Source organism: Nonomuraea sp. NPDC048881 (assembly GCF_040649795.1).
In the GTDB taxonomy this organism is placed as follows: domain Bacteria; phylum Actinomycetota; class Actinomycetes; order Streptosporangiales; family Streptosporangiaceae; genus Nonomuraea.
The window spans coordinates 1-14,237 of record NZ_JBEZGC010000005.1; the positions used below are offsets into that span (position 1 = coordinate 1).

17 protein-coding genes are annotated in these 14,237 nt (G+C 70.6%); 1 reads left to right on the forward strand and 16 read right to left on the reverse strand.

Going from position 1 to position 14,237, the window contains the following annotated elements; all coding sequences use genetic code 11:
• Window positions 1–562 precede the first annotated feature (562 nt).
• The 11 genes from AB0C33_RS18425 to AB0C33_RS18475 form a co-directional block, all read right to left on the reverse strand.
• Entirely contained in the window at window positions 563–1,060 is a 498-nt protein-coding gene (locus AB0C33_RS18425; RefSeq protein WP_352325416.1) for a hypothetical protein, read from the reverse strand.
• Complete coding sequence (locus tag AB0C33_RS18430; protein WP_358289098.1) at window positions 1,057–1,557, reverse strand: hypothetical protein; 501 nt, start codon at window positions 1,555–1,557, stop codon at window positions 1,057–1,059. Before AB0C33_RS18430 ends, AB0C33_RS18425 begins: the two co-directional genes overlap by 4 nt.
• Window positions 1,558–1,563: 6 nt before the next feature.
• Window positions 1,564–2,724, reverse strand: a complete 1,161-nt coding sequence (locus AB0C33_RS18435) for an MlaD family protein (protein ID WP_358289101.1) — start codon at window positions 2,722–2,724, stop codon at window positions 1,564–1,566.
• Window positions 2,721–3,701, reverse strand: a complete 981-nt coding sequence (locus AB0C33_RS18440; protein WP_358289104.1) for an MCE family protein — start codon at window positions 3,699–3,701, stop codon at window positions 2,721–2,723. Before AB0C33_RS18440 ends, AB0C33_RS18435 begins: the two co-directional genes overlap by 4 nt.
• On the reverse strand, window positions 3,698–4,687 hold the full coding sequence (locus tag AB0C33_RS18445; protein ID WP_358289107.1) for an MCE family protein: 990 nt from the start codon (window positions 4,685–4,687) through the stop codon (window positions 3,698–3,700). The genes AB0C33_RS18440 and AB0C33_RS18445 overlap by 4 nt, the downstream gene beginning before the upstream one ends.
• The gene (locus AB0C33_RS18450) at window positions 4,678–5,670 is read right to left on the reverse strand and encodes an MCE family protein (protein ID WP_358289110.1); all 993 of its coding nucleotides are present in this window, start codon (window positions 5,668–5,670) and stop codon (window positions 4,678–4,680) included. Before AB0C33_RS18450 ends, AB0C33_RS18445 begins: the two co-directional genes overlap by 10 nt.
• The gene (locus AB0C33_RS18455) at window positions 5,667–6,722 is read right to left on the reverse strand and encodes an MCE family protein (protein ID WP_358289113.1); all 1,056 of its coding nucleotides are present in this window, start codon (window positions 6,720–6,722) and stop codon (window positions 5,667–5,669) included. The genes AB0C33_RS18450 and AB0C33_RS18455 overlap by 4 nt, the downstream gene beginning before the upstream one ends.
• Entirely contained in the window at window positions 6,719–7,501 is a 783-nt protein-coding gene (locus tag AB0C33_RS18460; protein ID WP_358289115.1) for an ABC transporter permease, read from the reverse strand. The genes AB0C33_RS18455 and AB0C33_RS18460 overlap by 4 nt, the downstream gene beginning before the upstream one ends.
• The gene (locus tag AB0C33_RS18465) at window positions 7,498–8,244 is read right to left on the reverse strand and encodes an ABC transporter permease (RefSeq protein WP_352325424.1); all 747 of its coding nucleotides are present in this window, start codon (window positions 8,242–8,244) and stop codon (window positions 7,498–7,500) included. The genes AB0C33_RS18460 and AB0C33_RS18465 overlap by 4 nt, the downstream gene beginning before the upstream one ends.
• A 71-nt stretch (window positions 8,245–8,315) precedes the next feature.
• Entirely contained in the window at window positions 8,316–9,317 is a 1,002-nt protein-coding gene (locus tag AB0C33_RS18470; protein ID WP_358289118.1) for an ABC transporter ATP-binding protein, read from the reverse strand.
• 127 nt (window positions 9,318–9,444) lie between these two features.
• Entirely contained in the window at window positions 9,445–10,011 is a 567-nt protein-coding gene (locus AB0C33_RS18475; RefSeq protein ID WP_358289121.1) for a TetR family transcriptional regulator, read from the reverse strand.
• 92 nt (window positions 10,012–10,103) lie between these two features.
• On the opposite strand from AB0C33_RS18475, the gene AB0C33_RS18480 reads away from it, so the two are divergent.
• Window positions 10,104–10,517 carry a nuclear transport factor 2 family protein gene (locus tag AB0C33_RS18480; RefSeq protein ID WP_358289124.1) on the forward strand — a complete coding sequence of 138 codons (414 nt, stop codon included), beginning with the start codon at window positions 10,104–10,106 and terminating at the stop codon, window positions 10,515–10,517.
• 140 nt (window positions 10,518–10,657) lie between these two features.
• Here the strand turns inward: AB0C33_RS18480 and rplL are convergent, their stop codons facing one another.
• The 5 genes from rplL to rplK form a co-directional block, all read right to left on the reverse strand.
• A complete protein-coding gene (rplL, locus tag AB0C33_RS18485) occupies window positions 10,658–11,050 on the reverse strand; it encodes a 50S ribosomal protein L7/L12 (protein WP_357967396.1) in 393 nt (130 codons plus the stop codon).
• A gap of 72 nt (window positions 11,051–11,122) precedes the next feature.
• Window positions 11,123–11,647 (reverse strand): 50S ribosomal protein L10, encoded by a 525-nt coding sequence (gene rplJ, locus AB0C33_RS18490; protein WP_125642941.1) that lies wholly within the window; start codon window positions 11,645–11,647, stop codon window positions 11,123–11,125.
• A 239-nt stretch (window positions 11,648–11,886) separates the two neighbouring features.
• On the reverse strand, window positions 11,887–12,714 hold the full coding sequence (locus AB0C33_RS18495) for a DUF1396 domain-containing protein (protein ID WP_358289127.1): 828 nt from the start codon (window positions 12,712–12,714) through the stop codon (window positions 11,887–11,889).
• Window positions 12,715–12,985: 271 nt separating this feature from the next.
• Window positions 12,986–13,705, reverse strand: a complete 720-nt coding sequence (gene rplA / locus AB0C33_RS18500; protein ID WP_352325431.1) for a 50S ribosomal protein L1 — start codon at window positions 13,703–13,705, stop codon at window positions 12,986–12,988.
• 60 nt (window positions 13,706–13,765) lie between these two features.
• The gene (gene rplK / locus AB0C33_RS18505) at window positions 13,766–14,197 is read right to left on the reverse strand and encodes a 50S ribosomal protein L11 (protein WP_125642947.1); all 432 of its coding nucleotides are present in this window, start codon (window positions 14,195–14,197) and stop codon (window positions 13,766–13,768) included.
• Between the last annotated feature and the right edge of the window lie 40 nt (window positions 14,198–14,237).

Here is a 14,237-nt window from a genome sequence, read left to right on the forward strand (position 1 = left end):
AACCAGTCGAACGACTCGGTCTGCAGAGCGAGAAGATCAGGAACTTCGAGGGGCTCCTGGATGCGCGCGAAAGAGACGCGACGGGGACCAGCGGGTACGGCGGAGGCGTTGCGCGAGGCTGCCAACAGATGTCCTTCCGAGGGCTCGCGGCGGACTGACTACACGCACGCCAGACAACCTCGCAACGTGAGCAAGCATCACGGGTCGTCAAAGGGCAGCGCAAAGGGGCAGTGTAGCCGAACGGCACACGCCTGTCCACTTCGCTCTCGCTGCATGCTCCACGTTGGTCGCAGCATCGCCCGTTCAGCCGCAAACGTCAAGCCCGCGAGCCCGACTTTTAGCCGCCTAGAGGCCCGGACGCTGGAGTTTTCTCCCCAGTGTGATCGGGCGCCTACCGCCAGGCCCAAGACGATACCCGCGATCGTGGGCGGTTAACGCTCCGTCACCCCGGGGGTCGAACCCATGCCGACCGCCGGTGTAGCTGTGACTGGAGTACCCCTATCAAGGGCTTCACCAAACCTGATTTTTGGTAACAATTGAAGGTAGCGGCACGCCCGGCGGCTCAAGCCGTTCCCAGCAGCGTGGACAGCCCCTCGACCAGCCATCGCCCGTCTTGCCTGACCATGACGAACCGGGCTCGGTTCTGGGTCACCTGTTGCTGAGGCCTGTCCTGGTTCGGCACTACTTTTACCGTAACCATGTTCACGAACAACAGGACCTCGACCCTGTCGGGCGTGGCGCGCTCGACGCCGGCGTCCACCACGGCCGCCGTGCGCACGGTCTTCTCGGCCTTGGCCTTGGACACCAGCGACGTGGTGAGCTCCTTGTAGTGCCTGGTCAGCTCGCCCGTCGTGTACGCCCCGGCCCTGGCCAGGTCGGCCTCCACCGAGCGGTAGTCGTAGGAGAACATGTCGGGGGCGACCTGGCGGGCCGTCGCCATCGCCTCGGCCCCGGCCCCTTCGGCCCCCCGCAGGTCACGCAGGTCGAACCACATCCTGGGCACCAGCACACCCGCGACGATCACCAGGACGCCGAGCAGCACCACAGTGACGGTTCTCACACCACCTGCACCACCTTCGACACCAGCCACACGCCGCCGGCCTTGGTCACGTCCATCGTCCAGCGGTAGAAGCGCTCCTGGGGCGGGCTCTTGGAGCCGTCCCAGCGGATCTCGGCGTCGGCCACCACCAGCACCTTCGCAGTGCCGCCGGACATCGACACCAGGCCGGTCGCGCGCAGGACGCCGTGCTGGACGACCTTGTTGGCGACCGTGGTGCTCTTGAGCTTGCCCGCGATGGCCTGGTAGCCGGTTCTGGCCCCGCCCGTGCAGGTGTCGAGGATGCGCTGCACGTCGGCGTCGACGGTCCTGTAGTCGAGCGAGACCAGGTTCTTGGCGTGGGTGCCGGCCGCGAGCAGCGCGGCCTGCCGGTCGTCGGCCAGGGCCTGCGCGTCACGCGCCTGGAGGGAGATCCACACGCCGGCGGCGACGAGCGCCGCCAGCGTCACGCTGAGGGCGGCCACGAGGATGCGTGCCGGGCGCGCGGGAAGTGCTCCCACCTGTGCTCACCCCTTCCGGCCGGTCGCCGGATCATAACCCGCGAGCCAGTCCTGAAGCCCTGGAATCGACGGAGGCGGTTGGGGAGCGGGGGCGTTGCGGGCGCCGCGCACGCCGGTCGCACTGCCGCGCGGCTCCCTGCAGAACGCCTCCGGGTCGGGCGGCCGGGTGCGGACGTCGTGGGGCTGCCGCCTGCGTACGCCCTCGTAGCCGCGGGTGCACGGCCTGGGGACGTTGAGGTCGAGGTCGAGGCCGAAGTGCAGGCCGTCCCGGTCGACCACGGAGAAGGCGCCCGCGACGGCGGCCGGGTAGCCGATCAGGAGCTGCCGGAGGGCGGTGACCCGGGCGGAGACCGTCCGGCCGCCGATCACCAGGTGGGTCAGCAGCGGGCGCAGGTGAGGCGCGACGCCGTCGGTCAGGCGTTCGAGCGACTCGGCCGCGCGCGGGGTGCGGCCGATCACGTGGGCGAGGTCGCCGCGACCGTCGCGGAGCGAATCGGTCAAGCTCGCCAGATTCCCGGCGAATGCCTTCAGATGGCTCCCAGAGGCCCGCTGAGCGTCGAGCACGGTCTCCCCGTCGTGCAGCACCGCGACCGTCTCGGGAAGGACGCTCTCGGCCTGTCCGAGCAGCTTCTCGCCCGCGTCGGCCAGCCGTCGCAGGGCCGGCCCGTTGCCGCCGAGCCCCTTGTCCAGCTCGGTCACGACCGTCTCCAGGTCGCGCGGGTCGATCGAGGCCAGCAGGCGGTCGGTGTCGCCGAGCAGCTTGGACGTGGGGACCGGCAGCCGCGTGTGCGCGCGGTCGATCACGTCACCCTCCCGCAGGTACGGCCCCGCGCCCCCGGCGGGCCGCAGGTCCAGGTACTGCTCCCCCACCCCCGACCGGTTGGCCACCACCGCCAGCAGGCCGCGGGCCGGGACCGGGTCGCCGGACCCGAGCCTGACCACGGCCCGCGCGCCGTCGCCCGCCACCGCCAGCGACTCCACCCGGCCGATCGGCACCCCTCGGTAGGTCACCTCCGAGCCGTCGAACAGCCCGCCCGCGTCGGCCAGCTCGACCGTGACCCGGTAGGCGGGGTCGAACAGGTCGGCGCCGACCCGGGCGTACCTGACCAGCGTGTACGCCACCGCCACCACCCCGATCAGCGCGAACGCCACCAGCCTGACGGTCATCGCGCACCGCCGAGCAGGTTGCGCAGCGTGGCGCCGGGCGAGGCGTCGACGGTCAGGTCGGTGTTGGCGTAGTCGCCGCGCAGCATGGACGAGGCCGACCCCGGGAACGGGAACGTGATCGCGGTCGCCAGCCCCGACGCGACGCTGTCGCGCGCCCGGTCGAGGTTGAGCAGGAGCTCGCGCAGGTGGCGGAGGTCGGCGAGGGCGTCGGCCTGGGAACGCTCCACGACGCGGGTGGCGGTGCGGCCGAGCCGGTCGAGGGCGGCGAGCATGGCGGTCAGGCCCGCGCGCTGGCCCTTGAGCAGGGCGACGGCCGGGCCGATCTCGGTGGCGGTGGCCCTGATCGTGGCACGCTGGGCGGCCAGGGTGCCGGTGAGGCCGTCGAGGGCGTCGATCAGCCGGACGATCTGCTTCCTGGAGCCGTCGAGCCCCGCGGCGAACGCGCCGAGCCTGCGCAGCAGGTCCTTCAGCCGGGCCGAGCGGCCGTCGAGCACGTCGGCCAGCTCACGGTCGACGGTCGCGAACTGGTCGAGGCCGCCGCCGTCGACCAGCAGCGAGGCGGCCGACAACACCTCCTCGACCTCGGCCGTCGTGCTCGTCCGGGCCACCGGGATCGGGCCGCTCAACCGCCCGCGCCCGGCGGGCAGCAGTTCGACGAACTTCTCCCCCAGCAGGCTCGTCTGCGAGATCGCCGCCGAGGTGCGGTCGGGCAGGGCGACGTCGCCGCGCACCTGGCAGACCACGTCGGCCCGCCAGTCGTCGCCCAGCTCCACGCCGGTGACCTCGCCCACGGTGACGTCGTCGACCTTGCACGGCGAGCGCGGCACCAGGTCGAGCGCGTCGGCGAACCGGATGGTCACCGCGTACGGCCGCGCGCCCAGGTCGGCGCCGCCGGGCAGCGGCAGCGAGGCCACCCCCTCGAAGCCGCAGCCGGCCAGGGTCGCGAGCAGCAGCGCCAGGACGAGCGGGCCTCTCATCGCACGGGTCCTTCCGGCAGGGGGTCGGGCGGCCGGATCGAGGCGGGCAGCGGGACCAGGTTCTGGATGATCGTGTCGAACCAGCGCCCGTTGCCGGTCGCGTCGGCGAGCTGCCGGGTGAACGGCCCGAGCAGGGCCAGCGACCGGTCGAGGCTCTCCTCCTGGCGGCGCAGCACCGCGACGAACGAGCGCAGCCGTTCGAGCGCGGGTCGCAACGTGGTCCTGTTGTCGGCGACCAGCCCGTCGATCTGCCCGGCCAGCACCACCGTGTTGACCAGCAGCCCGTGGACGACGGCCCGCCGCGCGGAGACCTCGCGCAGCAGCAGGTCGCCGTCGGTGACCAGGCCGTGCAGGTCGGCGTTGCGGCGGGCCAGCAGGCCGGTGACGGTACGGGCGTGGCCGACCAGGTCGTGGAGGCGGGCGTCGCGGGCGGCGACGGTACGCGAGAGCCTGCCGAGCCCGCGGAGGGAGGCCCGGATCTCCGTCGAGGAGCCTTCCATGGTCTGCGACAACACGGTCATGGCCGCGGCCAGGGCCCGCTCGTCGACGCGTCCCGCGGCCGCGCCCAGGTCGGCGACGGCGGGCGCGACCTCGTAGGGGACGCTGGTGCGCGACAGCGGGATCTGCCCCTGGAGCCGGCCGCCGCCCTCGGGGACGAGCATGACGAAGTGGGCGCCGAGCAGGGTCTTGATCCGGATGTCCGCCCTGGTCAGCGAGCCGAGCCGGACGTCGTCGGCCACCCGCAGATCGACGCGGACGTGGTCGCCTTCGAGATCGACGCCGGTGACCTCCCCGACCTTGACCCCGGCGATCATCACGTCGTCGTGCTCGCGCAGGCCCGCCGAGTCGGCGAACGCGGCCGAGTACGTGCTGCCGCGCGGCAGGCCGCCGACCGCCAGGGCCGCCACGACCAGCGCGAGGGCCACGACGATGCCGCCGACGCCCAGCGGCACGGGATCGCGTCTCCTGAAGGGGGTCAGTGGCATCGCGGGCTCCCGTTGACGATCTTCGGAGTGCGCACGCCGCCGCTCCTGACCGTGAGCGAGCAGAGGTAGAAGTTGAACCAGGATCCGTAGGAGGAGGCCCGGACGAGCCGGCCGAGACGGTCGGGGGCGCGGGCGAGGGTGTCCTCGACCAGGGCGCTCCTGGCGTTGAGCGCCTTGAGCAGCCCGTCCGCGTGCCGGACGCTCGCCCGCAGGTCGGGCCGGGCCCTGCGGACGAGGTCGCCGGTGACGGCGGTGAGACGGTCGAGGGTGGCCAGCGAGTCGCCGATGGCCTCGCGGTCGCCGGCCAGGCCGCCGATCAGGGCGCGCAGGTCGATCAACAGGCGGTCGTAGTCGTGCTCCCGGCCGGCGATCTCGCCGAGCACCGTGCCGAGGTTGGTGATCACGCGGCCGATCACGGCGTCGCGGTCGGCGAGCGTGCCGGTGAGGGAGGCGATGTGGCCGAGCAGGGCCTCGACCGTGCCGCCCTCGCCCTGGAGCACCTGGACGATCTGCCAGCTCAGCTTGTTGACGTCCTGGGGGCGGATGGCGTTGAGCAGCGGCCTGAAGCCGTTGAACAGGGCCGTGACGTCGAGGGCCGGGCGGGTGCCGGCCACGCGGGCGCCCGGCGGCAGCAGGCCGGGGCCGCCGGCGCCGGTGGACAGCGTCAGGTAGCGGTCGCCGACGAGGTTGCGCCACCGGACGGCGGCCACGACCGAGCGGGGCAGCGCGGTGGTGCGCCGTACGGAGAAGGCGACCTCGGCCTGGACGCCCGCCAGCGTGACGCTCTCGACCCGGCCGACCCGCACGCCGGCGATGCGCACCTCGTCGCCCTCGCGCAGCCCCGAGGCGTCGGTGAACAGGGCGTGGTAGACGACCGCGGCGGTGAAGCGGGCGCCCGAGATCGTGATCGCGAGGGTGGCCACGCACAGGGTGGTGACGAGGGCGAAGACGGCCAGCTTGAGCGCCGGCCCGAGCGTGGTCATCGCAGCATCAGCCTCGCCAGGTCGGCCGTGCCGTCGTCGAAGCGCACCCCCGGGAAGGGCACGGGCGCGTGGTCGGGCAGGCCGTAGCAGGCCGGGCCCCTGCGGTCGGCGTAACGCGGGGTGTCCCTGCCGGGTTCGTACGGGTGCGCCGGCCGGACGATCTCCAGCACCGCCTTCGCGCTGCCGTGGCCGAAGGCGTCGTCCAGCAGCGGCCGGAGGCGGTCCAGGCCGCGCAGCACGCACGGGATGACGGGCGCGTGATGGGCGGCCACGTCGAGGGCCGGGCGGACGACGTGCGACAGACCGACGATGCCCGGCTCGTCCGTGGTCAGCAGGCGGTCGGTGGCGGTGGCGGCCCGGGTGACGGCCGCGCCGGCCGGGCCGATGGGGGCGGCGGTGAGGGTGCGGCTGATCGCGGCGCTGTTGGCGAGGGTGCGCAGCAGGTCGGGGGCGGCCTGGCCGTACCGGGCGGTGACGTCGGCGAGCTTGGCGATGTCCCGCTTCAGCACCGGCAGGTGGGGCTGGAGGCGACGCAGGTAGGCGTCGGTTCTGTCCAGGGTCGTGCCGAGCCGGGCGCCGCGGCCGTCCAGGGCGGTGGCCAGGGCGTTCAGGACGGCGTTCAGGCGTTCGGGGTGGACGGCGCGCAGGTGGGCCAGCAGGCGGTCGAGGATCTCGGTGATCTCGACGGCGGCGGCCGATGACCTGATCACGTCGCCGTCGCGCAGCGGGCCGTGCGGCGAGCTGGGCGGGATCAGGGCGACGTACTTCTCGCCGAACAGGGTCTTGGCGCGCAGCTCGGCGGTGGAGGCGCGGTCGACGTCGTGGTCGAGGGCCAGGGTGAGGCGGGCGCCGTGGTCGGCGGGCGCCAGGTCGGCCACCTCGCCGACCACGACCCCGTTGACCTTGACGTCGGCCCGGCGGTCGAGCTGCAGCCCGGCGGCCGGCAACAGCAGCGTGACGTGCCGGGCGGTGGAGAACGCCTTCGTGTAGACGGCCAGCGTCAGGGCCGTGAAGGCGGCGATGATCGCCAGGAGCGCGGCGCCGTGTCTCATCCGGCCAGCCTCACCGTCGTGGTCGTGCCCCAGATGGCCAGACCGAGCAGGAGATTGGCGACGTTGACCGTCACCAGCACCGCGCGCACGGCCCGCCCGACCGCCACGCCGACCCCGGCCGGCCCGCCGGTGGCGTGGAAGCCGTGGTAGCAGTGGATGAGGATCACCAGGACGGCGAAGACCATCGCCTTGCCGAAGGACCACAACACGTCGTAGGGCGACAGGAACAGCTCGAAGTAGTGGTCGTAGGTGCCCGTGGACTGGTCGTGCAGCACGGTCACGATCAGACGGGTGGCGACGTAGGAGGCGAGCAGGCCGAGCACGTACAGGGGCATGACGGCGGCGAAGCCGGCGATCAGCCGCGTGGTGACCAGGAACGGCACCGGCGGGACCGCCATGACCTCCAGCGCGTCGACCTCCTCGCCGACCCGCATCGCGCCGAGCTGGGCGGTGAACCCGCAGCCCACGGTGGCCGACAGGCCGATGGCGGACACCAGCGGGGCGATCTCGCGGGTGTTGACGTAGCTGGACAGGAAGCCGGTGAAGGCCGAGCCGCCGATGCGGTCGAGGCCGGTGTAGCCCTGCAGGCCGACCTCGGTGCCGGTGAAGAAGGTCATGAAGGCGACGATCGTCATCGTGCCGCCGATCACCGCCAGGCCGCCGCTGCCCAGCCCGACCTCGGCCAACAGCCTGAGCACCTCGCGCCGGTAGCGCGCGCCGGCCGGGAGGGCCCTGATCGCCCTGGCGTAGAACTCGCCCTGCCGGTCGAGCGCCCTCATGACCGCACCAGCTCGTTGTAGACCGCGCTGATCAGGAAGTTCTCGGCGAACAGCAGCAGGGCGGCGAACACCACGGCCTGGTTGACCGCCTCCCCGACGCCCTTGGGCCCGCCCGCCGCGCCCAGCCCCTTGTACGCGGCGACGAGGCCCGTCGTGACCCCGAAGACCAGCGCCTTGCCCTCCGACACCCACAGGTCGGAGACCTCGGCCAGGGCGTTGAACGACTGCAGGTACGCGCCGGGCGAGCCGCCCTGGACGACCACGTTGAACAGGTAGCCGGCGACCAGCCCGACCGTGACGACCAGGCCGTTGAGCAGCGGCGCCACCAGCGCGCAGGCGGCGACCCTGGGCACGACGAGCCGGTGGAGGGGGTCCACAGCGAGCACCTCCATGGCGTCGATCTCGTCCCTGATCCGGCGGGCGCCGAGGTCGGCGCAGATCGCGCTGCCGGCCGCGCCCGCGATCATCAGCGCGGTCACCACCGGGCCCGCCTCGCGGACGATGCCGAGCACGGCGGTGGCCCCGGTGAAGGACTGGGCGCCGAACTGGCGGATGAGGTTGCCGGTCTGCATCGCGAGCACGGCCCCGAAGGGGATGGCGACCAGGGCGGTGGGCAGGGCGCTCACGCTGACGATGAACCACGCCTGCCGGACGAGCTCGCGCACCTGGAACGGCCGTCGCGCGGCGGCCCTGGCGGTGTCGAGCGACATGGCGACGAACCGCCCGACCTCCGCCGTCACCATGTGCGGCCGATCGAACGCATGCAGTCACCGTCATAGGCCGCGCGGAAGTGCTTCTCGGTCGGATTCATGATCTAGGCGACGCCGTCCGCGTGGGCGGCGACCAGCCTGGGGTACTCCTCCAGCCAGTCGCGGCCGCGTTCGTCCACGAACGAGCCCTGCGGCGGGGTCACGCCGTGGGCCGCCAGCCATCGGCCGGGCGGCTGCTGCGACCGGCGCAGCACGTTGCCGCTCGGCATGAGCTGCGGCGGGATCGGCGGCAGCCCGCCGGGGTCGTGGCCCATCCTGGCCTCGGCCTCCAGCTCGGAGACGTCCTTCTCCTCCGACATGCCGATCGGGCCGTGCCTGCGGGCGTTGAGGAACTGCCGCACCACCGGCTCGTCGCTGGACAGCAGCATCTCGCGCGGCCCGAACATGACCAGCTCGCGGCGGAACAGCAGCCCGATGTTGTCGGGGACCGTGCGGGCGGTGTTGATGTCGTGGGTGACGATCAGGAACGTGGCCTCGATGTCGGCGTTGATGTCGACGATCGTCTGGTTGAGGAAGGCGGTGCGGACCGGGTCGAGGCCGGAGTCGGGCTCGTCGAACAGGATGATCTCGGGGTCGAGCACCAGCGCCCTGGCCAGGCCGGCGCGTTTGCGCATGCCGCCGGAGATCTCGCCGGGCAGCTTGCCCTCGGCGCCGACCAGCCCGACCAGGTCGATCTTGTCCATCACGATCCGGCGGATCTCGGCCTCGGTCTTCCTGGTGTGCTCGCGCAGCGGGAAGGCGATGTTGTCGTAGAGGTTGAGCGAGCCGAACAGGGCGCCGTCCTGGAACAGCACGCCGAACAGCCGGCGCAGCTCGTAGAGCTTGCGTTCGGGGCAGCTCGCCAGGTCGTGGCCGTCGATCCAGATGTGGCCGCGGTCGGGACGCAGCAGGCCGACCAGCGTCTTGAGGAAGACGGACTTGCCGGTGCCCGACGGGCCGAGCAGCACCGAGATCTCACCCGCGGGCAGCGTGAGCGAGACATCCTTCCAGATGACCTGCCGACCGAACGACTTGGTCAACCCCTCGACCACGACCTCGACGCCCACTGGCCACCTTCCCGATCACAGGGAGCACTCAGGGGATAACGTGCCGCACACTTTACTTCCAGGATGGACTCGCGGTGGCGGCGTTCCGAGGAATTGGAACCGGTTCCAATAACTTGTTACTCGGCGCTCAGGAGACGTCGGGTCCGGTAAGAGCGCGCAGGCTCGGGCGCAGCAGCCGGGCGATGCGCTCCGGCGGGGCGTCGCGCAGCTCGGGCAGTTCGAGCAGCTGGTGGCCGACGGTCACGCCGAGCAGGATCGTGGTCATCAGGGCCGCGCGCAGGCGGGCGTCCTCGCCCGGGATCGAGGCGGCGAGCCTGTCGACCTGCCGGGCGAGCGCCTCGCGGGCCGCCGTGCCCGCCTCGGGATGGGTGAGCATCGAACGCATCATCGCCAGCGAGCTCTGGGGCAGCTCGCCCATCTTCACGTCGAGGGTGCCGAGCAGGTGCTCGACCAGTTCCTCGGGGGTGGCGGCGGCCTCGGGGGCGGGCGTGGCGCGCACGGCGGCCCTGAAGAGCTCCTGCTTGTTGCCGAAGTACTGCATGACCAGGGCCGGGTCGACCTCGGCGGACTTCGCGACCGCCCTGATGGTGGCGCGCTCGTAGCCGACTTCGGCGAACAGCGCCCTGGCCGCGTCGAGGATCCTTCCCTCGGTTCTGCGCCGCCGTTCGGCACGGGGAAGCACTCGCTCGCTCACGGTCCGACTCTACCCGTGTTGACCGTTCGACCGAATTCGCTCTACGCTCGTTGAGTCAACGAGTGTTGAGCGAGATGTGAGGGGTTGTGGTCATGACCGTCGAGGAGATCGTCGGCGCCTTCCACGGCGCGATGCTGCACAAGTCGGCCGACGAACTGGCCGACCTGTACGCGGAGGACGGCAGGCACGAGTTCCCGTTCGGCGGGCTGCCGCCGTACGAGGGGCGGGAGGCGGTGCGGGCGGGGTACCGGGCGTCCTGGGGCCTCTCCCCCGCCGTGCCGCAGGAGGTGGAACGGGTCGCGTTGCACCGTACGGACGATCCCGAGGTGGTGGTCGTCGAGCAGAACGCGCACGTCAAGGTGGGCGAGCGGGCGATCGTCATCCCGGGGCTGCTGATGCTGCGGATCAGGGACGGCCGGATCGTCCACTGCAAGGACTTCATGGACGCGAGCGCCATCGCCAAGGTCCGCGAGGCCGCCCACGAAATCGGGATCACTTCCGGCTGAGGTCGAAGACCGCGATGCCGCCGCCGGTTGGCCGGGCGATGAGACGCGGAGGAGAATGTCCCGTTACATGCGAAAAGAGGCGGTCACACCCGGCACCAGGGTGTGTCCGCCTCTTCCGAAGAGCTGTGTGAAGTGGGAAGTTACTTCACGGTCACGGTGGCGCCGGCGCCCTCAAGGGCAGCCTTGGCCTTCTCCGCCTGCTCCTTGTTGACCTTGCCGTCGAAGACCGGCTTGGGAGCGCCGTCCACCAGGTCCTTGGCCTCCTTGAGGCCCAGGGACGTGAGGGCGCGGATCTCCTTGATGACCTGGATCTTCTTGTCGCCGGCGGCCTCGAGGATGACGTCGAACTCGTCCTGCTCCTCAACGGCGGCGGCCTCGCCACCGCCACCGGCGGCGGGGGCGGCGGCGACCGCGACGGGGGCGGCGGCCTTGACGTCGAAGACCTCTTCGAAGTTCTTCACGAACTCGGACAGCTCGAGGAGGGTCATCTCCTTGAACGCGTCGAGCAGCTCGTCGTTGCTGAGCTTCGCCATGATGCTTTTCCTTACGTTTAGGACTTGCAGAAAACTAGGAACGGGACCGCGGAAGTTGCGGCAACCCCCGTGTTACTCGCCCGCTTCTTCGCGCTTGGCACGAAGGGCGTCGGCCAGCTGAGCCATCTGCGTGGGCAGCGCGGCGAAAACCGCGGCGGCAGCGCTCTGCTTCGCCTTGAGAGCACCGGCGAGCTTAGCGAGGAGGACCTCGCGGGACTCGAGGTCGGCGAGCTTGGTGATCTCGGTGGCGTCGAGCGTCTTACCGTCGAGCACACCACCCTTGATCACCAGAAGGGGATTGGCCTTGGCGAAGTCACGCAGACCCTTGGCCGCCTCGACAACGTCGCCGTTGACGAAGGCGATCGCGGTCGGGCCCGTGAGCAGGTCGTCGGGGAACGACAGACCGGCTTCGTTGGCCGCGATCTTGGTCAGGGTGTTCTTCGCCACGGCGAACTTCGCATTCTCACCAAGAGCAACGCGCAGCTGCTTGAGCTGAGCGACGGTGAGACCGCGGTACTCGGTCAGAACGGCGGCGCTGCTGCCTTCGAACTCGCTCTTGAGCTCGGCAACGGCTGTCGCCTTATCCGCCCTCGCCATGGGCCTCCTTCCAGGTGTGCCGCCGGCGAAGGCTCCTGGAAATGAGAACAGCCCCGGGCGCAGGGGCGCACGGGGCTCACATATGGAACTGCACCATATGGGAAACTCGCATCACACCTGCGCGGGCCGTCCACAGAACGTGGATCCTTCGGTCGCCAGGACTGATGCACCTGACGACGACCGGCGGTCTTCGGCAACGACCAGAGTACGTGCTGGTCGCCGAGTTTCCAAATCGGTCCTCAGTTGACGGTCGTCTTCGGCAGCTCACCGACCTGGTCCGCGGGCGGGGCCTCGACCTTGACGGGCTCGTTGAAGCCCTTGAACAGCAGGGTGGCGTCCAGCGTCGCGCCCTCCTTGGAGCCGTTCAGGGTGAGCTTGCGGGGCAGACCGTCGCCGGCCACCCAGATGTCGAACTTGACGTCCTTGAGCTCGGCGAGGTTCGTCCTGGCCTGCTGCTGCTTGTCGGCGGGCAGCTGACCGACGGCGGCGTCCACGGGGAACGTGCCGGTGTAGTGGGTGGTGTCCGCGCCGTTGACGCTCTCGGTGCCGACCTGCTTCACGTCCTTGGACACGGTGACCAGCTTGGTCACGTTGGCGAGGTCGAACTGCTGGATCTGGCTGAGGTACTGGTTGACCTGGTTCTGGTCGCCCACTTCGTTGAGCGCGACCTTGATCCACGGCTTGGTGGCGCCGACGAGCTGCTTGAGTGCCTCGACCTTCACATAGACGGTGTCGCCCTGGAGGACGGCGCGCACGCCGCCCGGCAGGTTCCGGCCGCCCATGTCGACGGTGTCGAGGGTCAGGTCGACGGCGAGCTGGGGCTTGCTCTGGTAGAGCATGCGGCCCTGCACCTTGCCGTTGCCTTCTTGGGGGTGCGTCACGTTCGCGACGGCGTCCACCGTGTAGCTGGTGACCTCTGCGGTCTTCTGCGCGGCCTGCGCAAGCACCTCTGAGGCGGCCAGGTTGACCTGGATGGGCTGCACGTTCGTACCGCACCCGGCGACCGAGGCCGCGATGAGAGCAGCTCCGGCCACGGCGGTGGCGAGACTTATCCTGCGCTTCAGCATGTTTTGACCCTACGGTTGGCTTGTCCCATCGTGGCGACTTCCCCGCATAAATCGGGGAAAACCCAGGGTTCTCCCCCACAGGCTGTGCACGATTTCTGCACAACCCCGCTCACCTGGAGAGATCATCCGGGCCGAAAACCCGGACGAGACGGCTCCGACCCGGTGCCCGGCGGCCCCCGGACAAAGGGAGGCCCGGTGCCCGTCGGCACCCGGACAAAGCGAAAGGCCCCCGCCTGAGACAGGCGGGGGCCTTTCGAAGAACGTGCGGCCGTTACGCGTCGAGCTCGGCGGTCAGGCCACGGGTGAGGTTGGGGTCGACGGGGACGCCGGGGCCCATGGTGGTGGAGAAGGTGACCTTCTTCAGGTAACGCCCCTTGGCCGCCGACGGCTTGAGACGCAGCACCTCGTCAAGGGCGGCGGCGTAGTTCTCGATGAGCTGACGCTCGGGGAACGACGTCTTGCCGATGATGAAGTGCAGGTTGGCCTGCCGGTCGGTGCGGAACTCGATCTTGCCGCCCTTGATCTCCGTCACGGCCTTGGCGACGTCGGGCGTCACGGTGCCGGTCTTGGGGTTGGGCATGAGACCGCGCGGGCCGAGCACGCGGCCCAGACGGCCGACCTTGCCCATGAGGTCGGGGGTGGCGACCACGGCGTCGAACTCGTTGAGCCGGTTGCCCTTGGCGATCTCGTCGATCAGCTCGTCGGCGCCGACGATGTCGGCGCCCGCCTCGCGGGCTGCCTCGGCACGGTCACCGGTCGCGAAGACCAGGACCCGGGCGGTCTTACCGGTGCCGTGCGGGAGGTTGACCGTGCCGCGCACGATCTGGTCGGCCTTGCGAGGGTCGACACCCAGCCGCAGCGCCACTTCCACGGTGGCGTCGAACTTGGTGGTCGACGTCTCCTTGGCCAGCTTCGCGGCGTCGGCGGGCGTGTAGAGCTTGTCGCGGTCGACCTTGGCCGCCGCGTCCTTGTGCGCCTTGCTGCGCTTCATGTCTGTCTCCTTGTGGTACGCGGGCCGGGACCCGGCCCTCCCACGGATCTGGGAAAGGTCTTAGTCGGCGATCGTGATGCCCATCGACCGGGCGGTGCCGGCGATGATCTTCTCTGCAGCCTCGACGTCGTTGGCGTTGAGGTCGGGCATCTTGGTCTCGGCGATGCTGCGCAGCTGCTCGCGCGTCAGCCGGCCGACCTTGTCCTTGTGGGGGACGGCGCTGCCCTTGTCGAGACCCAGGGCCTTCTTGATCAGCTCAGGCGCCGGGGGCGTCTTCGTGATGAAGGTGAAGCTGCGGTCTTCGAAAATGGTGATCTCAACGGGGATGATGTTGCCCCGCTGGGACTCCGTAGCAGCGTTGTACTGCTTGACGAAGTCCATGATGTTGACGCCGTGGGGACCGAGGGCGGTACCGACCGGCGGAGCGGGCGTGGCCTGGCCAGCGGGGAGCTGGACCTTGACGAGCGCCGCGATCTTCTTCTTCGGAGGCATGAGTCCTTCTCCGGGTCCTGATCGTGATGCCGTCCGGACG

Bases quoted from the DNA above. Each gene is read 5' to 3' on its own strand.
- rplA (WP_352325431.1), bottom strand. From the start codon at position 13,705: ATGAAGCGCAGCAAGGCGCACAAGGACGCGGCGGCCAAGGTCGACCGC.
- rplL (WP_357967396.1), bottom strand. From the start codon at position 11,050: ATGGCGAAGCTCAGCAACGACGAGCTGCTCGACGCGTTCAAGGAGATG.
- AB0C33_RS18445 (WP_358289107.1), bottom strand. From the start codon at position 4,687: ATGCCACTGACCCCCTTCAGGAGACGCGATCCCGTGCCGCTGGGCGTC.
- AB0C33_RS18480 (WP_358289124.1), top strand. From the start codon at position 10,104: ATGACCGTCGAGGAGATCGTCGGCGCCTTCCACGGCGCGATGCTGCAC.
- AB0C33_RS18465 (WP_352325424.1), bottom strand. From the start codon at position 8,244: ATGGTGACGGCGGAGGTCGGGCGGTTCGTCGCCATGTCGCTCGACACC.
- AB0C33_RS18460 (WP_358289115.1), bottom strand. From the start codon at position 7,501: ATGAGGGCGCTCGACCGGCAGGGCGAGTTCTACGCCAGGGCGATCAGG.
- AB0C33_RS18455 (WP_358289113.1), bottom strand. From the start codon at position 6,722: ATGAGACACGGCGCCGCGCTCCTGGCGATCATCGCCGCCTTCACGGCC.
- AB0C33_RS18450 (WP_358289110.1), bottom strand. From the start codon at position 5,670: ATGACCACGCTCGGGCCGGCGCTCAAGCTGGCCGTCTTCGCCCTCGTC.
- rplK (WP_125642947.1), bottom strand. From the start codon at position 14,197: ATGCCTCCGAAGAAGAAGATCGCGGCGCTCGTCAAGGTCCAGCTCCCC.
- AB0C33_RS18435 (WP_358289101.1), bottom strand. From the start codon at position 2,724: ATGACCGTCAGGCTGGTGGCGTTCGCGCTGATCGGGGTGGTGGCGGTG.
- rplJ (WP_125642941.1), bottom strand. From the start codon at position 11,647: ATGGCGAGGGCGGATAAGGCGACAGCCGTTGCCGAGCTCAAGAGCGAG.
- AB0C33_RS18440 (WP_358289104.1), bottom strand. From the start codon at position 3,701: ATGAGAGGCCCGCTCGTCCTGGCGCTGCTGCTCGCGACCCTGGCCGGC.
- AB0C33_RS18495 (WP_358289127.1), bottom strand. From the start codon at position 12,714: ATGCTGAAGCGCAGGATAAGTCTCGCCACCGCCGTGGCCGGAGCTGCT.